Below are 21,829 nucleotides of genomic sequence, written 5' to 3' on the forward strand. Positions count from 1 at the left end.
AAGTCGCGCATTTGGTGAATCATTGCGGAAAGTTTATCGCAAGCGCAACTTACAAACTGCCCATTAACTAAGCGTTGAACGACAGCTTTCCCAAAAGCTCTACGGCTGCTCTGGGTCGACACCGGTAATCGGATCGTTGCCGCACTGAACAGCGCCCCGTTCCAGGTCGCCTCCATTTATGCGGCTGAACCGAGGGAGAGCAGCTTTACGCCGTCTGGCCGCAGTTCGCCCTTGGGCGACACGTGCCGGTAGAGCGTCTGCCGGGTAATCCCGAGTTCTTCGCAGAGATCGCCCACCTTGGTTTCCGGTTGCCCCATGCTGGCCATCGCCAGGCGTAGCTTGGCGGCGGTCATCTTGAAGGGGCGCCCCCCTTTCCTGCCGCGAGCGCGCGCCGAGATAAGTCCAGCGACTGTTCGCTCGGAAATCAACTCACGCTCGAACTCGGCCAGCGCGGCAAAAATACCGAACACAAGCTTGCCGGCGGCAGTCGTCGTGTCGACCGCCGCACCGTGACCGGTCAGGACCTTCAGGCCCACGCTACGCGCAGTTAGGTCGTGCACGGTGTTGATCAGGTGGCGCAGATCACGGCCAAGCCGATCGAGCTTCCACACGATCAGCGTGTCCCCTTCACGAAGCGCCTTCAGGCAAGCAGCCAACCCTGGGCGATCATCGCGCCTGCCCGAGGCCAGATCCTCGTAAAGGTGCGCAAGGCTCACACCAGCGGCGATGAGCGCATCGCGTTGCAAATTGGTGGACTGGGATCCGTCCGCCTTCGATACCCGCATGTAGCCGATCAGCACCTTTTCACCCGTCACGTATACGTTCGATTATGTGACAGTGTGCGCCCAAACGATCAGGGCGTCAAAATTAGTCACTTAACGCGTCATTTATTCTACGACATGTAAAGGGTCCATCAGGTTCATGATGTGACAGAAATTCTGAAGGAATGCCCTCCCTGGCCAACGTGACACGCAAGCGATCCAAAGACTCGGGATCTTGCTGCCCATAAGCGGCCAGCGCGAACAAAAAACGGGCCGTCTCCGGATTGTGTCGCGCCTCGGCGACCGCTTCGTTGATCGCCTTGATCATCTCCTGCCAGTAGTTCACGGGTTCCTGCTTGGGCTCCTTCGCGGACAGACCGTTGGTGAATCCGGTTTGCGGCTCCGGCAAGAACAGTGCTGCTTGTTCCCCGCGCGGTCTCAACACCTTCGATTCGATCAGGTCAATGGCGGTGGCCGCCGCCTCCAGCATCTGCAACTGTATCGCTGGGTTCAGAATTTCGTAGGGACGCCACAGGCTTTGCCCGGCGCGCAGCGGATGGCCGCAGCGTTCCCAGACATAGTGGATACTCCCGGAGCAGGTTCCGCACTGCGAAAGTGGGGTATTCAGTTCATCAAGGAGCGTGCGCAGCAGCCGGAACCAGAGACCGGCATGAATTCGGCGGCGCGGCAATTCCACATACCCCATTGTGAGGGCTTGCCAGGTGCGCCGATCCATCGCCGCAATCGCGTCGCAGGCCGTGCGCGGCGCAGCGTCGGCGCTCTCCCAGCCGAGAAAGCGTCCTGGCACGCCCCAATAGGATTCCAGCCAGCAACCATGCAGTGGACAGCTCAATGTCAGAGGCAATTTCCAAACGAGCAGTACGGCCCGATTCGCTGGATCGTTCAGGCAGAGCCGGCACGCCCGGCGGATCGGCTGGCTGGGCAACCACGCGCGCCAGCTCGTGATCGATCTGGTCTTTCTGTTGCGCTTCGGTAGTAATACCGAGAACTGGAACACATAGGTTTCTAGAGCGGCCGAAAGCCGGTCGTCGAGACTATCGAGCAGCCACGGCGCCCAACCGGCGACACTCATGCAGCGCAGCTGGCCCAGCTTGATGCCGCTTCGTTGGGAAAGTGCCGTCAGCAGCGACAGCGGTGGCACAGTATCCAGATCATCGACCTGGCCGTGGCCGAGGTCGTGTTCCAGCAGGTCATGCACATCCATCTGGTAGCAAAGGGCGACGCGGTTAATCCATGAGGACAGAGCTTCGCCTTCTATGGGTGCCGGATGCAGCGGCCAGCGTGGTGTCGATTTCACATCAGCTCTCGCTCGAACTGGCGTCGCCGCTCGCTAGGGCCGATGTAATCCGCCATGCTGAGCGTGCGGTGGTTGATCGTTTCCTCGCCACTCTCTACGGCGGCAACAGCGGCCGCCATTAGCAGGTGAGACAGCTCGCCGATGGTGCCCTCGCTGCGCGTGAGCAGGTAGCGCGCCATGTCCGGCGTGGCAATCGCGGAAGATCGTCGCAACGGAAGCGAAGCGGCGAAGCTGGCCAGCAATGAGCAGCAATCGTCGTTGGCCTCCCATACAGGCAGCATCATCGGCTCGAACCGGTTTTCCAACTGGTCATCCGAGCGGATGGCCAGGTAGGCGTCGCGCGTACCGACTCCGACCAGCGGGATACGCAGCTCGTTGCCTAGGAATCGCAGCAGATTGAGGAATTCCCGGCGGTTGACGCTGTTGCCGGCCAGGACGTTGTGTAGCTCGTCGATCACCAGCATGCGCACGCCAACCTTACGTAGCAGTGCCAACGCTAATTGTTCCATTTCCGGCAGCCGTGGGCGCGGACGCAATGGCGCACCCATCGCCGCGAGCAGCGCGACGTAGAAGCGGATCACCGACGGTTCGGACGGCATCTGCACAACCAGCACCGGCATGTGCTCCTGGTCGGCATCGGCGCTGGCCGGATGAGCGCGCCGGAATTTCTCGATGATCATCGACTTGCCGTTGTTGGTGGGGCCAACCAGCAGCAGATTAGGCATACGTTGCTTGTTCGGCCACGCATGCAGGGTTTCCAGCCGGTTCAGCGCCTCGACCGCTCGCGGATAGCCGATCCAGCGATCTGCCCGAATGCGCTGGATGCGTTCGTCCGCCGGTAGCCGGGCCAGTCCTTGCGCTACTGGCAACAGGTGGGATACGTCGATGATGGGATATTCGTCCACAGCTACCACTCCTCGATTTCGTCGAACGGTTTCGCCGGTGGCAGGTTGTCTGCCTGCGGGTCAGCAATGTCCGTTTTCGGCGGAACGGGCTTGTCCAGATGAGCTGACGCTTTGAGGTGCTGGCGCCGATCTGCATCACGTCGCGCCTTGCGCGTGGCCTTTTGCGCGGTGGTCACGATCTCGCGCATCTGGCCGATTATGCGGAACAGCGCCGACTCATCTACCTGTTCACGCCCTTGTTGCCGCAATTTTGCCAGCGCCTGCCGTTGCTCCCAGAGGGTGACCGCCGGATGCGACAAGGTCCGGTAGGGGATTTCCAGATAGTGCTGCCCCTCCGGTTCCAGCACCCAGATGCGGCTGATGTCGCGCGGGTCACGCCGGATCAGGAAAGCAGGCAAGCGGCCACGCCGTGCGATCCACGGCTTCAGCGCATCGGCGTAGTAGTGGATGTGGTCAATGACAAATCCGGTGCGCGTCAGCGTGCGGCGAATGATGGGCAGGAAATCGACCAGGAAAGCGGTGGCGCGGGTGATGATGGCCGGTGCGTCGGCACGCGCCACGGCCTCGATCCAGCGCGCGGCCGGCGGTTGGAGCAGTCCGTTGTGTACGGAGCCGTGATAGGTGCCGACCGCCAATGTGAGCCAGCGCTCCAGTTCACGCAACGTCAGGGCTGCCTTGTTTTCGGAATCGTAGTCCCCGCGCTGGTCGGGATTGGAGAATGTCGTTCCCGGCAATTCGTCGTGGATCATTTGCATCACCGTGCCGATAATCCGTTCCACGGTGCCGCCGTAGTGCGGCTGCCCGGGCGGACGATAGTCCAACCGGATACCATGTTGCTCGCAGCCACGGCGCAAGGCCTCGCTTTTGAACTCGGCCGCGTTGTCTAGGTAGAGCAAGCTAGGCTTGCCGCTCATCGGCCAATCCATCTCCACGTTCAGCCCTTCCAACCAAGGGCGCTTGTCACAGGCAACATGCGCGAGGCACAGGCCGACCGAAACGGCGGATGGGGCTTCCAGTGTGACGACCATACCGAGCACGCAGCGAGTGAATCCGTCGATGGCGATGGTCAGGTACGGGCGGCCAATCGGTTGCCGGTCGCGCTCATCGACCACGATCAGGTCGATGACGGTGTGGTCGATCTGCACCTGCTCCAACGGCACGGTGATTGCCCGCGGGACGCCACCGGCACCTTGCAGGTCGCGGGAGACATCTTGGCCTTCTCGGCGGCGAGTGGTTTTGAGAGGATCGAGGCAGGCAATCCGCAAGGCTACGGTGTTGCGCGCGGGAACCCGCAGCTTTTGTGCCTTGCAAGCCTGTGTGACTTCGCGGTGGAGCGCCGCCAGGCTGGGCTTCTGCTTGGTCAAGAAACGCTTTTGCAGCAGCTCGCGAATGATGCGCTCGACCGGTTCTGGCAAACGGCCCGCGCCTTTGCCACCGCTTGACTGATTTGGCGCGAGGTCCGTCACAAGTCCGGTGCCTTGCCGAGCGCGGCGGATCAGGACGTACACCTGTCGCCGAGACAAGCCCAATGAGTGAGCAGCGGCATCGGCGGCCTGATGGCCGACGATTTCGAGCGCCGCCAGCGGTCCGATGATGTCCGTTCTGAGCTTGGCCATCTCCCATGCCTCGCTGGGCAGGGTAGCCACCCCTCGCTCGGTAATTCCGAGTGTATCTGACGCCATACCCTGACCTCACTTTCGTGCACAGGAGTATTGAGCATAGACGAGATTGGTGCAGAGGACTACTGATATTGGCTGCCAGGAACCGTCTGCACAACAGGTGCCAAACCCAGTCAGTTGGTGCCGTCGTCTTCTGAAAATGACACCTACCCAGCCGCCGAACCCACCCTCCCGCCGCAGGGCTTCCTGGCCTTCCTGTGGGCCTGCACGCACGGCGTGCGCGGCAAGATCGCGGCAATGGCGGCGCTCACCGCCGTCATGTCGATCTTCGAGGCGGCGCTGTTCGCCATCCTCGGGCGCGTGGTCGACTGGCTCGGCGGCCAGGTGCCGTCGCGCCTGTGGGCCGAACGCGGCGACACCTTGCTGTGGCTGGCCGGGTTCCTGGTGATCAGCATCGGCGTGGTGGCGCTGCAGACCATCGTGAAGCACCAGACGCTCGCGGTGAACCTGCCGATGCGCCTGCGCTGGAACTTCCACCGGCTGATGCTCGGCCAGAGCATGTCCTTCTACCAGGACGAGTTCGCCGGCCGCATCACCGCCAAGGTGATGCAGACGGCACTCGCGGTGCGCGACACGGTGTTCGTGCTGGCCGACGTGCTGGTGGCCATGGGCGTGTACGTGGCCACCATGATCATCCTGGTGGGCGTGCTCGACGCGCAGCTGGTGTGGCCCTTCGTGATCTGGCTGGCGCTGTACATCGGCGCGCTGGTGTGCTTCGTGCCGCGCCTGGGCAAGGTCGGCAAGGCCCAGGCCGATGCGCGCTCGCTGATGACCGGGCGCGTGACCGACGCCTACACCAACATCGCCACCGTCAAGCTGTTCTCGCACACGCAGCGCGAGGCCGGCTTCGCGCGCGACGCCATGCGCGAATTCATGCACACGGGCTACGGCCAGATGCGCCTGGTGAGCGCCTTCGAAATCGTCAACCACACGCTGAGCATGGGCCTCACGGCCGGCATGGCGGGTATGGCGCTGTGGCTGTGGTCGCAGGGCGCGGTCGGCGTGGGCGCGGTGGCCGCGGCCACCGCGATGGCGCTGCGGCTGCAGGGCATGTCGCACTGGATCATGTGGGAAATGACCAGCCTGTTCGAGAACATCGGCACGGTGCAGGACGGCATGAAGACGCTGTCGCGCCCGCGCACCGTGCTCGACGCGGCCGACGCCAAGGTGCTCGAGGTGCCGCGCGGCGAGGTGCGTTTCGACCACGCGAGCTTCCGCTACGGGGACGCGGGTCGCCGCGTCATCGAGGACCTCAACCTCACGGTGAAGCCCGGCGAGAAGATCGGCCTGGTCGGCCGCTCGGGCGCGGGCAAGTCGACGCTGGTGAACCTGCTGCTGCGCTTTCATGACCTGGAGAGCGGCCGCATCCTGATCGACGGGCAGGACATCGCGCACGTCACGCAGGACTCGCTGCGCAGCCACATCGGCATGGTCACGCAGGACACCTCGCTCATGCACCGCTCGGTGTCCGACAACGTGGCCTACGGCCGGCCCGACGCCACGCAGGCGCAGATCGAGGCGGCGGCCCGGCGCGCCGAGGCGCACGACTTCATCCAGACGCTGGGCGACGCGAGCGGACGGCGCGGCTACGAGGCGCATGTGGGCGAGCGCGGCGTGAAGCTGTCGGGCGGCCAGCGCCAGCGCGTGGCCATCGCGCGCGTGATGCTGAAGGACGCGCCGATCCTGCTGCTCGACGAAGCCACCAGCGCGCTCGACTCCGAGGTCGAGGCGGCCATCCAGCAGAGCCTGTACACGCTGATGGAAGGCAAGACCGTGATCGCCATTGCGCACCGGCTGTCGACCATCGCGGCGATGGACCGGCTCATCGTGCTCGACGAAGGCCGCGTGGTGGAAGAAGGCGACCACCGCACGCTGATGGCGCAGGGCGGGCTGTACGCGCGGCTGTGGGCACACCAGAGCGGCGGGTTCCTGGGCGAAGACCTGGGCGAGGGAGAGGCGCTGCGGGCCTGAGCCCTGCGTCAGGTCGGCAGCGCGCCGGGCTCGTACTGCGCCGCGAACTCTCCGCTCGGCGGGATCGGCTTGATGATGTCGATCAGCACGCCGTTCGGGTCGCGCGTGATGAAGTGCCGCTGGCCAAAGGCCTCGTCGCGCAGGGGCAGCAGGATCGGCAGGCCGGCCGCCTTGAAGCGCTCGTGCACCGCGTCGGGGTCGTCCACCTCGAAGTTCAACAGAAGCCCGCCCGCCACCCGCCCGCGCGCGACGGCGGGAATGGTCTCGTGGCGACCGTCGAGCACGGCGAGGTTGACCGACGGATCGTCCGCCAGCTGCAGATGCACATACCAGTCGCTCGTGAACAGCGGCGTGAATCCGAGATGCGAACGGTAGAAGCCGGCGGTGCCCGCCACGTCTTCGGTCATGACGACGGGGTAGTAGCTCGTAACTTTCATGGGTCGTACCTTTCCATAAAACATACAGACTGCATGCATGCATGCATGTTAAATACTAACCTACAGACAGCCTGCATGTAAATTACCGCGCATGGCCACCAACCGCGAACGCACCGAAACCACCCGGCTGGCCTTGCTCGAGGCCGCCCGCGTCCTGTTCGTCAGCAAGGGCTACAGCGACACATCCACACCTGAAATTGCCGTGGCCGCGGGCATCACCCGAGGGGCGCTCTACCACCACTTCGCGGACAAGCGCGACCTGTTCCGGCAGGTGCTGGTGCGCGAAGCCATGGCGGTCGCGGCCGACATCGAGGCCGCGGCGCCCGCGCAGTTGGAGCCGCGCAAGGCCTTGCTGGAAGGCAGCGAGGCCTACCTCAACGCCATGACCGTGCCGGGCCGCACCCGGCTGCTGCTGGTCGACGGCCCCGCCGTCTTGGGCATGGCGGAAGTGATGGCCATGGACGACGCCAACGCGGCGCACTCGCTGCGCGAAGGCCTAAAACGCGCCGGCATGGGGCGCGGCGAAGTCTGCGTCGATGCGCTGTCGCAGTTGCTGTCGGCGGCGTTCGACCGCGCCGCGCTGGAAATCGATGCGGGCGGCGACGCGAAGGAGGTTCGCGCGGCCATGCGCTGGCTGATCGAGCAGGCGCTGGGGCCCGTCAAGAAGCGCTGAAGCGCACAGTCCGTCGTCAGACGATGCCCCGCCCGCCCATGCGCACCGGCCACTTCGCCACCGTGCCGCGCTGCATCGACTCGAGCACCGTCTGCGTGAACACGTTGATGCTCACGTGCCGCGCGAGGTAGTGCTCCAGCACCAGGCCCAGCAGGTAGGGGCTGGTGCCCGAAAAGCCTTCTTCGTCGACGCTCAGCGTGCATTGCACGCCGCGCCCGTAGATCAGCGGCCCCGCACCCGGCAGGCGCCGCGTCACCGGTTCGATGCGCGAGCCGACGAGGCTGTCGATCTGGCGGCCCAGCACGTCGTTGTCGGCGGTGACGAACAGCCGCAGCATGCCGCGCAGCGCCTGGGCGCCCTCGCGGTGCGGCATGTCGGCCAGCGGCAGGTGGTTGAAGCCCAGTTGGCGAATCAGGCGCCAGGCGATTTCGCGATGTGCGAACGGCGACTTGGGCGTGCTCGGCGGGCGAATGAGGCCCACGGCCGAGACCGGCACGGAGTCGGCCACCGCCAGGTCTGAATGCCCGTTGCGCGGCACCAGGCACGGCAGGTCGCGGTTCGTGAGCATCGCCTTCACCGACAGGTAGCGCAGGCTGCCGGGGTAAGGCGCCTCGTGCTGGTCGACCAGTGACAGGAACACCTCGGTGCCGATGTACGGCGTGCGCGTGCCGTACTTGCGCGCGGTGTCGGACGCGAGCCTCTGCTCGCGGCGCACCGAGAAGTAGCGCCCGTGGTTGCCCTCGTCTTCATTGAGCGTCTGGTAGAGCGGGCGAAACTCCAGCTCGGCCGTGGTCTGCGCCTGCTGCCCCGCGATGCGCTGCACCGAATAGACCTCGAAGTCGAGCGGGCGCGAACGGTCGGGCACCAGGTGGAACTCGGGTTGCGCCTCGTCGAGTTCGATGCGGTCGGTGCGCCGTTCGAACAGGTTGACCACCGGCGTGCTGAACAGCGCGAACTGGCCCGCGTCGACCAATGCGCCCAACGCACCCGGCGGCTTGCTCAGCAGCACCACGATCTCGACTTCTTTCCCGTGTGTGCGCGCCAGGCCGGGGGCCAGCTGCGTCAGCGTGAAGAAGTAGAAGCGCTCGGGGCATGCGAAGTATTCGTGCAGCAGGTTGTGGCCGTGAAAGGTGTTCCATTCCAGCGGCAGCAAGCCCTCGCCGGGCGCCAGTCCTTCGTGCACCAGCGCGCCTTCGGTCACCACGTGCGGCCGGTCGGCCAGCTTGCCGGGCTCGCCGACGAAGGTGGTCACGGCCGAGGTGTGCAGAAGCTCGAACAGGTGCGAGGCCACCTGTTCGTTGCCGCGCAGGTAGATGGGCAGCCGGTCGAGCCCCACCAGCGCGCTGAAGTTCATTTCGCCCACGATGCGCAACCGAAGGCGCAGCGCGCCCGTCACCTGCACGTGCGGCGGCAGGTAGCGCTCCAGCGCGGGAATGTCGGGCGGCGCGCCCGTCAGCCTGGCGTCGACGATCTCGAAGGGCCACAGCGTCACGTCCTGGCTGGAGCGGAACTCGCACGGCGTTTCCTCGCCGGTTGGCACGCGCGCATGGAAGGCCGTGCCGCGCGGCACCACGAAGCCGCGCGTGAAGTCGCCCTCCTTCACGCTGGGGTGCAGTTGCGCCACGGCCATTGACGGCGTGGGGCTCAGGTAGTTGGGGTACAGCACCTCGAGCAGGCGCTGTGTGAAGCGCGGAAACTCCGCGTCCAGCTTGATCTGCATGCGCGCCGAAAGGAAACTGAAAGACTCGATCAGCCGTTCCACGTAGGGGTCGGCCACCTCGATGCCGTGCATGCCCAGGCGCCGGGCGATCTTGGGGTGCGACTGGGCGAACTCGCCGGCCGCCTCGCGCATGTAGACCAGTTCTTTGTTGTAGTAGTCGAGGAGTTGGGGGTCCATGGCATCCGGGTCCCTGAAGTGAAGAAGAAGGAAACGCGTCAGCGCGCGACGCGCAGCACGCTCATGCGGTTGGTTTCGAGATCGACCGCGCTCTGCACCATGAACTCCAGCGGGTAGGGACGCAGATGGATCATGGCGCGGATCTCGAACAGCAACACGTTGTATTCCTCGGCCGCGCCGCCGCCTTCCTTCATGAGCGGCACCACCGACACCGTCTCGGGAATCAGGCGCGGCTCGTAGTCCTGCACGGCGCGGCGGATGATGCGTTCGATGTCCGCCCACTTGCGCTGCGACAGGTAGCTGCCCGCCAGCGGCGGCACGCCGAAGTTGAGGGTCGACGCGGCCGCTTCGGCATGGCGCTCGCGGTCGATCAGGTCTTCGGCATTGGTGGTGTTGAGCAGGAAGGCCAGGTCGCGCTGCACGATGTCGCGCATCTGCGCGGGCGTGACGGTGTAGTCCGAGGGCAGCTCCGAGGTGCGGCTGGGCGCCTCGTCGCGCAGGCGGTCGAAAAGCGTGGGAAGCAGGTGCGCATTGACGCGCGTCGGGGCGGCACCAGCTGCGCGCGGCGAACGTGCGCCGGGGTGGGCGGGGTGCCCTGGTCGGGGGCCGGAAACAGGGGGATGCTCGGTGGGTCGCATGGCCGTGCCTTTGCTGGAAGGGCCAGAGTCTTGCGTGGATGCACGCGGCCTATTGCAAACAATGGTCACATCTGGTGCACGCCCCCGAGAAAAGCGAGCAAAGCGGGGAAATGTCATGGCAATGCGCTTCGCGAGTCCTACACCACACGCCGCCCCTTGCCGACAGTCAGGAAGCCCCTGCGCAACGAAGCTGTATGCATATCAACACACAGGAGCCCTCGCGTGAATTCCATCATCTACATCGTCGGTCTGGTCGTGGTCGTGGTTGCCGTTCTTTCGTTCTTCGGCCTTCGCTGAGACCTGGCACGCGCCACCGACTCTTTGCACCCTGGAAAACGGGGCCGCTCGCGGCCCCGTTTCTCATGGGGGCGCACGGCGCGGCGGGCATAATTTGCGCGCCCTGACCCTGCGCGGGGCCTCCTCAGCGAAGGGCCCCTGTTGACCGACACCGCGTTGCGCGAATCTGCTTTTTCCGATGCGGTGATCACCGAGGCCATTCGATGGGCCGAGCAGAACGGCCCGCTGGACGACGCGCAAGCCATGCGCGCTGCGGCCTCGCACACTGCCGGCAGCCACGCGCAAGTCACCGAGCGTGCGCTTCGCCTCGGCGAACGCCTCGGCCTCCAAACCGAACTGACCCGCGCCCGCCTCTGGGCGCCGTGGGTGTTGATGGGCATGGTCGCGCTCATCGTGCTTGCAGGCCTCGGCCTTGCGGGCAACGTGGTGGGCGGCGGCGAGCGCCATATCAACGTGATCGTCGCGCTGGTCAGCCTGCTGGGCCTGCATGCCCTCACGCTCTTGGCGTGGCTGGCCGGCCTGTGGCTGCCGGCGGGCACGTTCGGCAGCGCCTCGCTCGGGTGGATCTGGCTGTCGCTGACCGCGCGGGTGGCGGGCGGCAAACGCGGACAGGCGCCGCTGCTGGTGCGCGCCGCCACCGGGCTGCTGTCCCGCGCCAGGCTGCTGCCATGGGCTTTCGGCCTGGTGAGCCACGGCATCTGGTCGCTGTCGTTCGCGGTGGTGCTGGCCGCGATGCTGTTCGCGCTCGCCTTTCGCAGCTACACGCTGAGCTGGGAGACGACGATCCTCGATCCCGCATTCTTCGTGCAGGCCGTGCAGGTGCTGGGCTGGGCGCCCTCGAAGCTCGGCTTTCCGGTGCCCGACGCCGCCACCATCCTGGCCGCCGCGCCCGGCGCAACCCACGCGGGAGGCCAGCGCACCTGGGCGCTGTGGCTCACGGGGTGCATCGTGGTCTACGGCCTGCTGCCGCGCGTGGCCCTCGTGCTGTGGAGCGCCGCCATGTGGCGCAGCCGCCGCAAGGCGCTGCAGCCCGACTGGCGCGAGCCCTACTACCGCCAACTGCTCGCCCGCTTCGCCGCGATGGCACCGGCGGCCATCGTCGACGCCGACCCCGGCCGTACGCAGGGTGCCACGCCCGCGGGCCTGTCCGATTCACAGCTGCAGGACCTGCTCTTCGTGGTCGGCTTCGAGCTGCCACCTGATACGCCCTGGCCGCCGTCGGCCCTGCCCGCCACTGGGGCCGCGCAGGTGCAGCGCATCGACGGCAGCGCGCCGTCGCGCCGCGCCCTGCTCGACCAGTTGGCCCGCGTGCGTCCGCGCACCGTGCTGCTGGTGTGCCACGCCGCGTCGAGCCCCGACCGCGGCACCGAGCGCTTCCTGCGCGAAGTGCTGGCGCATTGCGGCGAATGCCGCCTCTGGCTGGCCGATGCACCCAACGCCGGCGCCACGCAGCGCTGGCTCGATTGGCTGCAAGGCACCGGCCTGCAACGCATCGCGGCCGGCGACAGCCTGGCCACCGCCCTGCGCCCGACCGCCACCGCGCCATGACACAGCCGCCCATCCGCATCGCCGTCGTCGGCCACACCAACGCGGGCAAGACCTCGCTGCTGCGCACGCTCACGCGGCGCGTGAACTTCGGCGAAGTGTCGGACCGCCCCGGCACCACGCGCCATGTCGAGTCGGTCGACCTCGAGGTGGACGGCGCGGCCGCGGTGCGCTTCTTCGACACGCCCGGCCTCGAAGACGCCGTCGCACTGCGCGAGCACCTCGCCGGTTTCCACATGCAGGGCACGCAGGCCACGCCGCCCGAGCGCATCCGCCAGTTCCTGCAAGGCCCCGAGGCCCACGGCGTGTTCGAGCAGGAGGCCAAGGTGCTGCGCACCATGCTCGACATCGACGCTGCCTTTCTGGTCATCGATGTGCGCGAGCCGGTGCTGCCCAAGTTCCGCGACGAGATCGAGCTGCTCAATTCCTGCGCGCGCCCCGTGCTGCCGGTGCTGAACTTCGTGCGCGACGCCGCCAGCCGCGAGCCGGCGTGGAAGGCGCTGCTGTCGGCCTACGGCCTGCACGTGCAGGTGCGCTTCGACGCGGCAGCCCCCTTCGTCGGCGCCGAGCAGGACCTGTACAACGACCTCGCCACGCTGCTGCGCGAGCGCCGCGAGGTGCTGCGCGGCGTGGTCGATGCGCTGAACGCCGAGGCGGCCCGGCGCCGGCAGTCGGCCTGCACGCGCATCGCCGAACTGCTGGTCGATGCCGCGGCGGTGCGCCGTACCGTGTCGGCCACCGAATTCGCCGACACGGCACGCCGGCAGGCCCTCGTGGCCGCCCTGCAGAAAGCGGTGTTCGACAAGGCCCAGCGTTGCACCGACGACCTGCTCGCGCTCTACGGCTTCCGCCAGGGCGACGCCGACGAGGCGCCGCTGCCCCTGGTCGAAGGCCGCTGGACGCTCGACTTCTTCAGCCCCGAAGCCATGAAGGACGCGGGCCTGCGCCTGGGCAAGGGCGCGGCCATCGGCGCGGCGGTGGGGGTGGTGGCAGACCTGGCCGTGGCCGGCATCTCGCTGGGCGCCGGCGCGGCACTGGGCGGCGCCATCGGCGGCGCGGTGTCGCAGGGCTGGGGCCCGCTCGGGCGCAAGATCGCCAACAAGCTGCGCGACATGCACGAGCTCACGGTGGAAGACGGTGTGTTGTTCGCGCTGGTCGCGTGGCAGCTTCAGCTTGCGCAGGCGCTGGAGCAGCGCGCCCATGCGGCCACGCAGCGCATCGGCGCGGACGCGCCCGCCGGCGGCGACGCGCAGACCCAGGCCGCGGCCGCCGCCGTGCGGGCCGCGCAGCCGGCGCGCAACCATCCCGACTGGGAAACAGGCACGGGCTCGGTCGCCGGCCGCATCTTCTGGCGGCCGTCACCGCAGCGCGAGGCGCTCGTTGCCGACCTGTCGCACGGGCTGCGAAGCGCTTTCGGGCCCGCCTGACAGCAGCCAGACCCGCGCCACGCCGTGTCAGTGGGCGCCGGAGGCCAGCGCCTGCAGCCGGGCATAGTCGCCCGGCCGCGCGCCCAGCTGCTCGGGCGTGGAGCGCTTGACGATGCGCTCCTGGAACAGCTGCCGGTTGACCGTCGACACCGTCATGCCCTTGCCGCGCAGGAACTGCTCGTCTTCCAGCTCGCCGGCAATCACGCCGACGTTGGTCCATCGAGCGGTGTCGGCGAGCACCTTCTCGAGCATCGCCTGCTGCGGCGGCGCCAGCCGGGCCCAGGCGGCCTTGCCGATCACGATGCCCAGCGTGTCGTAGACGTGCGCCGTCAGCATCACGTACTTCTGCACCTCGTAGAGCTTCTTCGACCTGACGATGCCCAGCGGGTTGTCCTGTGTCTCGACCTCGTTCTTCTTCAGCGCGCCGTACAGGCTCATGAAGGGCAGCGTCACCGGCCTGGCGTCGAGCGCGGTGGCGAACAGCTGGTAGGCCGCGGCGTCGGGCACGTAGAGCTTCAGGTCGCGGAAGTCGTCGGGCCTGGCCAGCGGCCTGGCGGACGTGACCTGGCGCGCGCCGTAGTACACGGCGGCCACCATGCGGTTGCCGCTCTTCTCGTTGTAGCCCTTCATCAGCTCCGCCAGCAGCGGGCTGGCCAGGTACTTGCGCACGTGGTCGAGGTCCTTGAACGCGAAGGGGTAGCTCGCCAGGTTCAGCGGCGCATAGCCCTCGGCCAGCGTGGCCTGCCCGACGTAGGCGATCTGCACCGAGTCGTTGGCCAGCATCAGCGGAAAGTCGGACTCCTGGCCCAGCTTCGAGGAGGGCACCACCTCGACCAAGATCTTGCCTTCGGACTGCTCGGCGATCTTGCGCGCCGCCATTTCGGCCTGCTGGTGGAAGATGCTCGTGGGCTCGTAGACATGCGCCCACTTGAGCTGCAGCACCTGGGCCTGCGCGGCGACGGCGCTTGCCAGCGCCAACAGGAACAGGCCGGCGCGGTGCCACGGCAAGAAGCTTTTCATCGACTCTCCCTCGGGTTGAGAACAGTCCGCCTCATGCAAGATCGACGCCATGGCCGCGGGCAGACACCGGGTCGCGCCCGGCGGGGCAAGCCTACGGATGCGGGCCGGAACCCGAAAGCGGGTTTGCCCGCGCGAGATTGAAGCGGTCAGCCGCCGCGCGAGGCGGTCGCCCGGCGCGCGCGTGCCCGCTTCAGCGCGCGGACCAGAACCCAGGCGGCCAGCAACAGGCAGCCGAAGGCCGGCAACGCCCAGACGAAACCGCTGGTGGTGTAGACGGTCTGCGTGTCGGCGTCGTAGTGCCGGCCCAGGTCGTTGAAGTCCCGGCTCAGGTAACGGTCGTACCAGGCCCAGAAGAAGAAGGCCGAGGCGGCAAGCGACAGGGTCAGGGCGGCGGCGGTGGCGATGTGTTTGGGCATGGTGCGCAGGCATTGTCGGGGCGTGTGACGTACGGCAGCGTCGGCCCGCCGTACCATGCCGGACCCACAGGACCCGGAGGACCCCATGCAGCTGCGCGCCATCCGCGCCGACATCACGACCCTGCAGGTCGACATCATCGTCAACGCCGCCAACTCCTCGTTGCTGGGCGGGGGCGGCGTGGACGGTGCCATCCACCGCGCCGCAGGGCCGGACCTGGTGCACGAATGCCGCTTGCTCGGCGGCTGCAAGACCGGCGATGCCAAGCTGACCCAGGGCTATCGGCTGCCCGCAAAGTTCATCGTTCACACGGTCGGCCCCGTGTGGCGCGGCGGTGCCTCGGGCGAACCCGGACTGCTCGCGTCGTGCTACCGGCGTGCGATGGCGCTGGCGGCGGGGCAAGGGGCACGCAGCATCGCGTTTCCGAGCATCAGCACGGGCATCTACGGCTATCCCGTCGCGCTGGCGGCGAGCGTCGCGGTGGACACGGTGCGCGCCGCGGAGCAGGACGCGACCTCGGTCCGGGAGGTCGTGTTCTGCTGCTTCTCGCCCAGCGACCTCGCCGTGTACGAAACTGCATTGCGCGGCACCCCCGCACAATGACCGCATGACCGCATGACCGCTCTCGACGACGAAGGCCGGGGCGCTCGCTGCGACCTGGACTTCTTCTTCGTCACCGAAAACCTCGCGACGCGGGGCTGGAGAACGTGCGGCGCATCGACGGCGCATTCTTCCAGCCGGTGCTGGTGGGCACGCGGCCCGCGCGCTAGCTGGCGGGGCAAAAAGGCGGTCCGCCCCTGCTACGATCCGCCTCCCCGGGGCCTCAGCCTCCCGGCCTGCAAAGTCAGACGGTGTCCCGTCCAAGTGCTGGCAACCCGACCGGAGCTTTCCGTGGACACCGCACGCACCGACGCCTTCCCCGCACCCCTCGCACCCCTGCAACCCGTTTCCTTCGGCGAAGCCTTCCGCTTCTGGCTCAAGCTCGGCTTCATCAGCTTCGGCGGCCCGGCGGGGCAGATCGCCATCATGCACACCGAACTGGTGGAACGCCGGCGCTGGATTTCGGAGAAGCGCTTCCTGCATGCGCTCAACTACTGCATGCTGCTGCCCGGCCCCGAGGCGCAGCAGCTGGCCACCTACATCGGCTGGCTCATGCACCGCACCTGGGGCGGCGTGGTGGCCGGCGCGCTGTTCGTGCTGCCGTCGCTGTTCATCCTGATCGCGCTGTCCTGGGTCTACATGGCCTACGGCAACGTGCCCGTGGTGGCGGGCATCTTCTACGGCATCAAGCCGGCGGTGACCTCGCTGGTGCTGCACGCGGCGCACCGCATCGGCACGCGGGCGCTGAAGAACCCGTGGATGTGGGGCATCGCGGGCGCGGCCTTCCTGGCGATCTTCGCGTTCGACACGCCGTTTCCCGCCATCGTGATCGGGGCCGGGCTGATCGGCCACTTCGGCGCACGCTGGGCGCCGGGCGTGTTCGCGCTGGGCGGCGGCCACGGCAGCACCGAGGCGGGCTACGGGCCGGCCCTGATCGACGACGACACGCCGACGCCGCCGCATGCGCGCTTCACCCGCGGCCGGCTGGCCAAGGTGCTCGCCGTGGGCCTGGTGCTGTGGGCGCTGGCCATGGGCGGCCTCGTCGCCACGCAGGGCTGGCACGGCACGCTGGCGCAGATGGGCGCGTTCTTCACCAAGGCGGCGCTGCTGACCTTCGGCGGCGCCTATGCCGTGCTGCCCTATGTGTACCAGGGCGCCGTGGAGCAGCACCACTGGCTGGACGGCAGGCAGATGATCGACGGCCTCGCCCTCGGCGAAACCACGCCGGGCCCGCTGATCATGGTGGTTGCCTTCGTCGGCTTCGTCGGCGGCTGGCTGCAGCAGGTGGCCGGGGCGAACGCGCCTTTCATGGGGGGTGCGCTGGCGGCCACGGTCGTGACCTTCTTCACCTTCCTGCCCTCCTTCGTCTTCATCCTCGCGGGCGGGCCGCTCATCGAGGCCACGCACGGCAAGCTCGGCTTCACCGCGCCGCTCTCGGCGATCACCGCGGCCGTGGTCGGCGTGATCCTGAACCTGGCGCTGTTCTTCGCCTACCACGTGCTGTGGCCGCAGGGCTTCGGCGGGCACTTCGACGCCATCTCGGCCGTCATCGCCGTGGCGGCGACCGTGGCGCTGTTCCGGTTCAAGGTCGGCGTGCTGCCGCTGCTCGGTGGCTGCGCGGCCGTCGGCCTGCTGGTGACGCTGGTGCCCGGCTTGCGCTGAGCGCCGGCTTCGGCGCGCAGTTCACTGCGGTGCGCGTGGCGCGCTTGGTGCGCGTCCGGCACATGCGGATGCGCAGGGCGCTGCGGCAAGTGCCGGTGCGGATGCCTGCGCCCGCGCATGCGGACAACCCGGTCACCGTCGCGTCACGGGCCAAACCTAGCATCCGGCGGCTTTCGATCTCCTTCCAACACTCACGCGAAGACCGCCCATGACACAGACCGTTCCTGCCCCCGCTCCCCGCCCGGTTCGCGCCGTCCTTGCGGCCATGGCCTCGATCGGCGGCTGCCTCGTGATCGCCGCCTGCGGCGGCGGCAGCGACAACGGCGTCGCGTTTCCGGTGCTTCCGCCGGCCCCCGCGCCTGCGCCTGCACCGGCGCCCCCAGCGCCCGCACCCGCGCCGCTGGGCACGCTCGACGGCTCGGTGCCCCTCGTCATCGGCCACCGCGGCCTGCCGGGCCTGTATCCCGAGGAAACGAAAACCGCCTACGAAGCCGCAGCCGACGCCGGTGCCGATTCGCTGGAAACCGACCTGCACCTCACGAAGGACTGCGTGCTGGTGGCGCGCCACAACCCCTGGCTCAGCGACAACACCAACGTGGCCGACGTGGCCGCGACCAACGCCACCGTCGCGGCCCGCAAGCGCACCGTGCCGGGCGTGCTGGTCAATGTGAAGTACCCGGCCATCGCCGAGAACGGCCCGGCCCAGTACAAGAGCGACCTGACGGACCCCAGCGATCCGAAGTCGGTGCTCAAGTCGCTCATCGTCGACGGCGAGGACCACACCAACGACTGGTCGATCACCGACTTCACCATGGACGAGCTGCGCCAGTGGATTCGCGGCACCACCTACGACGCCAAAGACCAGCGCCCGACCGAGCTGAACGGCAAGCTGCCGATCCTGAGCTTCCAGGAGGTCATCGACATCGCCCGGGCCAAGAGCGCCGCCACCGGCCGCGCGCTCAGCGTGTACCCGGAAACCAAGAACCCGATCTGGAACAACGCGCAAGCCATTGCCAACGGCTGCGGCCCGGCGGGCAGCCACCCGCTGGAAGACGCGCTGCTCAAGGTCATGAACTTCAACGACCTCAACCGCAAGGACGCACCGATCTTCGTGCAGAGCTTCGAGCCCGAGAGCCTGAAGTACCTGCGCTCGGCCGGCCTGAAGGCGCGCGCGGTGCAGCTGGTGGACGGCAACGACGTCAACTACCAGACCGGCGAGATGATCTACGTGACCAACGACGTCTACACCTTCGTCGACGGCCGCCCCTACAGCTGGACGCTGGCCGGCAACCCGAAGTGGTTCGGCGAGATGCTCACGCCCGCGGGCCTGGCCGAGGTGAAGACCTATGCCGACGGCATCGGCCCGTGGAAGCCGCAGGTCATGGCCCACACCGTCGTGCCGTTCGTCGCGGGCAAGGGCCTGGCGGACGTGAACACCGTCAAGCCCACCGCCCTGATCGCCGACGCGCACAAGGCCGGCCTGTTCGTGCACAGCTACACCTTCCGCAACGAAGCCAAGTACCTGGCCGGCGTGTACAAGGGCGACCCGGCGGCCGAGTACCTCGCGTACTTCCGCGCCGGCATCGACGGCGTGTTCTCGGACTTCGCGAACACGGCCTTCGCCGCGCGCAAGACCTACCTGAAGGAAACCGGCCGCTGAGGCCACGCCACGCCCCGCACGCACAAGCACAAGCAGCAGGCAGCACACGACATGTACCCCGGCGAACGACTCAACGGCTACAGCCACCTGCTCGGCCTGCTGCTCGCGCTGCCCGCGGCGGCAGCGCTGCTGCTGAAGACCGTGCCCACCGGCGACCCCGCGCGCATCGCGGGGGCGCTGGTGTTCTCGCTCTCCGCCGTGGCGCTGTACGCGGCCTCCACCCTGTTCCACAGCACGCGCGGTCGCCTGAAGCGCGTGTGGGAGCGGGCGGACCACTGCGCCATCTACCTGCTGATCGCGGGCACCTACACGCCGTTTGCGCTGGTCACGCTGCAGGGTGCGTGGGGTGGCGTGCTGCTGGCGATCATCTGGGGCGCGGCGCTGTTCGGCATCTGGCGCGAGCTGAGGCCGGCCAGGGGCGATGCGCCGCAGAAGCCGCCGCTGTGGCTCTACATCGGCATGGGCTGGCTCGGCGTGCTGGCCGCCGTGCCGCTGGCCGCGCGGCTCGACGCCGCCGGGCTGGTGTGGCTGCTGGTCGGCGGCGTGCTGTACACGGCGGGCACGGTGTTCTATCGCAACCGGCAAGGCTTTCGCCATGCGCACGGCGCCTGGCACCTGTTCGTGCTGGCGGGCACGGCGAGCCACTACGTGGCGGTGGGCTGGTTCGTGCTTTAAGGCAAGAGGCCTTCCGTGTCAGCCGTGACTGGCACGCGCTGCACCTGCCGACGGCATGCAGCCCCGAGCGGCTCAGCCTTCGCCCGGCGGGAAATCGGCGCCCAGCGTCGTGGCCTCCCACGCATCGAAGTCGCCACGCATGAACTCGAGCTTCTTGCGCGCCAGGTCGAGCGCCGCCTTGCCCAGCACCAGGCGCAGCGGCGGCTTGTCGGACAGCGCGGCGTCGATGATGGCCTGCGCGGCGCGCACCGGGTCGCCGGCCTGGTTGCCGCTGCGCGCGGCCGTCTGCCTGCGGCGCTCGCCCGCGGTGGCGTCGTAGGCCTCGATGCGCGTGGCCGACTGCTGGATGGAAGGCCCCGCCCAGTTCGTGCGGAACGGACCCGGCTCGACGATGAGTACGCCGATGCCCAGCGGCTTGAGCTCCACCGCCAGCGATTCCGAGAGGCCTTCCACCGCGTACTTGGTGCCGTGGTAGTAGCCGGTGGCCGCAAAGCTCGCGAGCCCGCCGATGGACGACACGTTCACCACCAGGCCGTTGCCCTGCGCGCGCATCACCGGCAGCACGGCCTTGGTCATGTCGATCAGGCCGAAGACGTTGGTCTCGAACATGTCGCGCACTTCCTTGTCGTCGCCCTCCTCGATGGCGGCCAGGTAGCCGTAGCCCGCGTTGTTGACGAGCACATCGATGCGCCCGAAATGCTGCCGTGCCTGCGCCACCGCCTGCTCGATCTGCTCGCGTTGCGTCACGTCCAGCGGCAGCACCAGTGCGCGGTCTCCATGGCCCTCGGCAATGTCGGCCACCTGCGCGGGATTGCGCGCGGTGACCACGGCGCGCCATCCGCGCGCCAGCACGAGCTTGGCGAGTTCGCGGCCGAAGCCGGTGGAGCATCCCGTGATCAGCCAGACGGGGTCGGTTCGATTCATCATCTTTGAAACTCCATGAAACAACAGGTGTGGATGGGAACGCTTCGCTGCCGCACAGGCTACGCCGGATCGATGACCCTGTCCGGTGTGCGAGAACGAGGCCGGGTCGGCGTTCAGGGCGCGGCTCCGCGCCATCGACACCTGCACCCCGAGCGCGCCAGCTGTCAGAAGGGCTGCAAGCGCATCTTCACGAACACCCGCGACAGGCCGCGCACGATGCGCGCTCGTGAGGTGTCAGCGAAGCGCCGTGCTGCGATACGGGCTGCGTGCGTCGCTCAGCAAGAGGCGGTTCGTGCGCAGCAGGTTCTCCTCGCGCTCGTCCGAATACCGCCAGACCAGGCCGCCCGCGATGTAGGCGGCGCTCACCTGCGCCCAGTCGGCGTACGCCTGCTGCACCTGGGGCTTGAGGCCGCCTGCAAACCGCGCGAACTCCGCGCGCTCAATGAAACCCAACTGGACCGCCCAGCGCGACAGGCTCGCCAGGCGCACGGCGTCCCATGCCACCAGGCTGGCGATCTGCGCGGGTTGAACCTTGAAGTGCTTTCTCAGTTCGTCCACCCATGACCGGCTGTTCGTCACCAGCTGCGAAACCTCGGAGAACGAATGGCCGCTCTGCGCCGCCAGCGCCTTGTAGTCGAGGCTCTTGCGCGCCTTGATCTGGAAGAAGGCGGGGAAGGACGTGTCCACCAGCGCGCGCAACAGCGGGTGGGTCGTCTGCACGGCGTCGTCGACCGCCGCGATGGCCTGCCACACCGAGGCGTAGGCCGTGCGTTGTCCCTCCTGCACGAGCCAGCGGGCCTTCTCCTCGAAGCTGGCGCGGTCGTGCACGCCCCACACCTGCGCGATGCCCTCGCGCAGTTCGTCGTCGTCCTTGCCCGTGGGCACCGAATTCACGTAGTCGCCGTTGAAGGCGCTGAGCGGTGCACTCAATGTGACCAGCCACGCTTCCTCGGCGGTGGCGTCGGGCGCCGGGTCGAAGTGAAGCTTGTCGTTGTCCAGCAGCGCGTGGCCGATGATGTCCCTGATCCCCATACCTTGACCTCCTGAGTTTTGAAAGGCGCCGGCAGTGACGGCGCGAAGCGAGCGAACCGAAAGGCGCAGGCATTCTATGCAGCGGTCCGTGTCGACCGGCGGGGTTGCGCGGCCGCGCTTGCCGCGTTGCCTGGCGTCCGTGCGCGGGAGGGCGGGGGGCGAGAGAGCCGCGGCTTTGCGCGACAATCCCCCGTTTATTTCCGCCTCCTGGGCCGCACATCCGGATGATGTTTCGCTTCTTCGCCCAAGGGACCGACACTTTAGCCACACACCGGGCCGTCAGCGGCCACCCTC

General features: G+C 67.7%; 19 protein-coding genes. 8 read left to right on the top strand and 11 right to left on the bottom strand.

Annotation, left to right across the window (positions count from 1 at the left end; genetic code table 11):
* Positions 1-176: 176 nt before the first annotated feature.
* From AC0IYU_RS09450 to AC0IYU_RS09465, 4 genes are all read right to left on the bottom strand, one after another.
* Entirely contained in the window at positions 177-785 is a 609-nt protein-coding gene (locus AC0IYU_RS09450; RefSeq protein WP_152960984.1) for a recombinase family protein, read from the bottom strand.
* A gap of 82 nt (positions 786-867) precedes the next feature.
* On the bottom strand, positions 868-2,079 hold the full coding sequence (locus tag AC0IYU_RS09455; protein WP_213355008.1) for a TniQ family protein: 1,212 nt from the start codon (positions 2,077-2,079) through the stop codon (positions 868-870).
* The gene (locus tag AC0IYU_RS09460) at positions 2,076-2,984 is read right to left on the bottom strand and encodes a TniB family NTP-binding protein (protein ID WP_213355006.1); all 909 of its coding nucleotides are present in this window, start codon (positions 2,982-2,984) and stop codon (positions 2,076-2,078) included. The genes AC0IYU_RS09455 and AC0IYU_RS09460 overlap by 4 nt, the downstream gene beginning before the upstream one ends.
* 2 nt (positions 2,985-2,986) lie before the next feature.
* Entirely contained in the window at positions 2,987-4,600 is a 1,614-nt protein-coding gene (locus tag AC0IYU_RS09465; RefSeq protein WP_471703274.1) for a Mu transposase C-terminal domain-containing protein, read from the bottom strand.
* A 183-nt stretch (positions 4,601-4,783) separates the two neighbouring features.
* Here AC0IYU_RS09465 and AC0IYU_RS09470 point away from each other — a divergent pair, with 183 nt between their 5' ends.
* The gene (locus AC0IYU_RS09470) at positions 4,784-6,634 is read left to right on the top strand and encodes an ABC transporter ATP-binding protein (RefSeq protein ID WP_472115648.1); all 1,851 of its coding nucleotides are present in this window, start codon (positions 4,784-4,786) and stop codon (positions 6,632-6,634) included.
* 8 nt (positions 6,635-6,642) lie between these two features.
* Here the strand turns inward: AC0IYU_RS09470 and AC0IYU_RS09475 are convergent, their stop codons facing one another.
* Complete coding sequence (locus AC0IYU_RS09475) at positions 6,643-7,071, bottom strand: VOC family protein (protein WP_472115650.1); 429 nt, start codon at positions 7,069-7,071, stop codon at positions 6,643-6,645.
* Between the two features lie 91 nt (positions 7,072-7,162).
* Here AC0IYU_RS09475 and AC0IYU_RS09480 point away from each other — a divergent pair, with 91 nt between their 5' ends.
* Positions 7,163-7,744 (top strand): TetR/AcrR family transcriptional regulator, encoded by a 582-nt coding sequence (locus tag AC0IYU_RS09480; protein ID WP_472115652.1) that lies wholly within the window; start codon positions 7,163-7,165, stop codon positions 7,742-7,744.
* 16 nt (positions 7,745-7,760) lie between these two features.
* Here the strand turns inward: AC0IYU_RS09480 and tssF are convergent, their stop codons facing one another.
* Positions 7,761-9,641: a type VI secretion system baseplate subunit TssF gene (gene tssF / locus AC0IYU_RS09485; RefSeq protein ID WP_472115655.1), complete on the bottom strand. Its 1,881-nt coding sequence runs from the start codon at positions 9,639-9,641 to the stop codon at positions 7,761-7,763.
* 38 nt (positions 9,642-9,679) lie between these two features.
* Complete coding sequence (tssE, locus tag AC0IYU_RS09490) at positions 9,680-10,279, bottom strand: type VI secretion system baseplate subunit TssE (protein WP_472115658.1); 600 nt, start codon at positions 10,277-10,279, stop codon at positions 9,680-9,682.
* Between the two features lie 438 nt (positions 10,280-10,717).
* On the opposite strand from tssE, the gene AC0IYU_RS09495 reads away from it, so the two are divergent.
* A complete protein-coding gene (locus tag AC0IYU_RS09495) occupies positions 10,718-12,124 on the top strand; it encodes a DUF2868 domain-containing protein (protein WP_472115660.1) in 1,407 nt (468 codons plus the stop codon).
* Complete coding sequence (locus AC0IYU_RS09500; protein WP_472115663.1) at positions 12,121-13,548, top strand: GTPase/DUF3482 domain-containing protein; 1,428 nt, start codon at positions 12,121-12,123, stop codon at positions 13,546-13,548. Before AC0IYU_RS09495 ends, AC0IYU_RS09500 begins: the two co-directional genes overlap by 4 nt.
* A 27-nt stretch (positions 13,549-13,575) precedes the next feature.
* On the opposite strand, the gene AC0IYU_RS09505 is transcribed toward AC0IYU_RS09500, so the two are convergent.
* Together AC0IYU_RS09505 and AC0IYU_RS09510 are read right to left on the bottom strand one after the other, a co-directional pair.
* A complete protein-coding gene (locus AC0IYU_RS09505) occupies positions 13,576-14,568 on the bottom strand; it encodes a sialic acid TRAP transporter substrate-binding protein SiaP (RefSeq protein ID WP_472115666.1) in 993 nt (330 codons plus the stop codon).
* Positions 14,569-14,714: 146 nt separating this feature from the next.
* Entirely contained in the window at positions 14,715-14,984 is a 270-nt protein-coding gene (locus AC0IYU_RS09510) for a hypothetical protein (RefSeq protein WP_472115669.1), read from the bottom strand.
* 85 nt (positions 14,985-15,069) lie between these two features.
* On the opposite strand from AC0IYU_RS09510, the gene AC0IYU_RS09515 reads away from it, so the two are divergent.
* The 4 genes from AC0IYU_RS09515 to trhA all read left to right on the top strand — a co-directional run bounded on the left by AC0IYU_RS09515 (position 15,070) and on the right by trhA (position 19,579).
* Positions 15,070-15,585 carry an O-acetyl-ADP-ribose deacetylase gene (locus AC0IYU_RS09515; RefSeq protein ID WP_472115672.1) on the top strand — a complete coding sequence of 172 codons (516 nt, stop codon included), beginning with the start codon at positions 15,070-15,072 and terminating at the stop codon, positions 15,583-15,585.
* 288 nt (positions 15,586-15,873) lie between these two features.
* Positions 15,874-17,244: a chromate efflux transporter gene (gene chrA, locus AC0IYU_RS09520; RefSeq protein WP_472115675.1), complete on the top strand. Its 1,371-nt coding sequence runs from the start codon at positions 15,874-15,876 to the stop codon at positions 17,242-17,244.
* Positions 17,245-17,452: 208 nt separating this feature from the next.
* Entirely contained in the window at positions 17,453-18,904 is a 1,452-nt protein-coding gene (locus AC0IYU_RS09525; protein WP_472115678.1) for a glycerophosphodiester phosphodiesterase family protein, read from the top strand.
* Positions 18,905-18,955: 51 nt separating this feature from the next.
* Positions 18,956-19,579: a PAQR family membrane homeostasis protein TrhA gene (gene trhA / locus AC0IYU_RS09530; protein WP_472115681.1), complete on the top strand. Its 624-nt coding sequence runs from the start codon at positions 18,956-18,958 to the stop codon at positions 19,577-19,579.
* A 72-nt stretch (positions 19,580-19,651) separates the two neighbouring features.
* Here trhA and AC0IYU_RS09535 read toward each other — a convergent pair whose 3' ends face one another.
* Positions 19,652-20,506, bottom strand: a complete 855-nt coding sequence (locus tag AC0IYU_RS09535; RefSeq protein ID WP_472115683.1) for an oxidoreductase — start codon at positions 20,504-20,506, stop codon at positions 19,652-19,654.
* A gap of 231 nt (positions 20,507-20,737) precedes the next feature.
* Complete coding sequence (locus AC0IYU_RS09540; protein WP_472115686.1) at positions 20,738-21,535, bottom strand: DUF1266 domain-containing protein; 798 nt, start codon at positions 21,533-21,535, stop codon at positions 20,738-20,740.
* Between the last annotated feature and the right edge of the window lie 294 nt (positions 21,536-21,829).

The sequence above is a fragment of the Variovorax sp. AC103 genome (assembly GCF_979254005.1).

Excerpts from the sequence above, each read along its gene's own strand:
- AC0IYU_RS09540 (WP_472115686.1), bottom strand. The coding sequence starts at position 21,535 with ATGGGGATCAGGGACATCATCGGCCACGCGCTGCTGGACAACGACAAG.
- tssE (WP_472115658.1), bottom strand. The coding sequence starts at position 10,279 with ATGCGACCCACCGAGCATCCCCCTGTTTCCGGCCCCCGACCAGGGCAC.
- AC0IYU_RS09515 (WP_472115672.1), top strand. The coding sequence starts at position 15,070 with ATGCAGCTGCGCGCCATCCGCGCCGACATCACGACCCTGCAGGTCGAC.
- AC0IYU_RS09535 (WP_472115683.1), bottom strand. The coding sequence starts at position 20,506 with ATGATGAATCGAACCGACCCCGTCTGGCTGATCACGGGATGCTCCACC.
- AC0IYU_RS09475 (WP_472115650.1), bottom strand. The coding sequence starts at position 7,071 with ATGAAAGTTACGAGCTACTACCCCGTCGTCATGACCGAAGACGTGGCG.
- AC0IYU_RS09465 (WP_471703274.1), bottom strand. The coding sequence starts at position 4,600 with ATGGCCAAGCTCAGAACGGACATCATCGGACCGCTGGCGGCGCTCGAA.
- AC0IYU_RS09500 (WP_472115663.1), top strand. The coding sequence starts at position 12,121 with ATGACACAGCCGCCCATCCGCATCGCCGTCGTCGGCCACACCAACGCG.
- AC0IYU_RS09525 (WP_472115678.1), top strand. The coding sequence starts at position 17,453 with ATGACACAGACCGTTCCTGCCCCCGCTCCCCGCCCGGTTCGCGCCGTC.
- AC0IYU_RS09480 (WP_472115652.1), top strand. The coding sequence starts at position 7,163 with ATGGCCACCAACCGCGAACGCACCGAAACCACCCGGCTGGCCTTGCTC.
- tssF (WP_472115655.1), bottom strand. The coding sequence starts at position 9,641 with ATGGACCCCCAACTCCTCGACTACTACAACAAAGAACTGGTCTACATG.
- trhA (WP_472115681.1), top strand. The coding sequence starts at position 18,956 with ATGTACCCCGGCGAACGACTCAACGGCTACAGCCACCTGCTCGGCCTG.
- AC0IYU_RS09505 (WP_472115666.1), bottom strand. The coding sequence starts at position 14,568 with ATGAAAAGCTTCTTGCCGTGGCACCGCGCCGGCCTGTTCCTGTTGGCG.
- AC0IYU_RS09450 (WP_152960984.1), bottom strand. The coding sequence starts at position 785 with ATGCGGGTATCGAAGGCGGACGGATCCCAGTCCACCAATTTGCAACGC.
- AC0IYU_RS09510 (WP_472115669.1), bottom strand. The coding sequence starts at position 14,984 with ATGCCCAAACACATCGCCACCGCCGCCGCCCTGACCCTGTCGCTTGCC.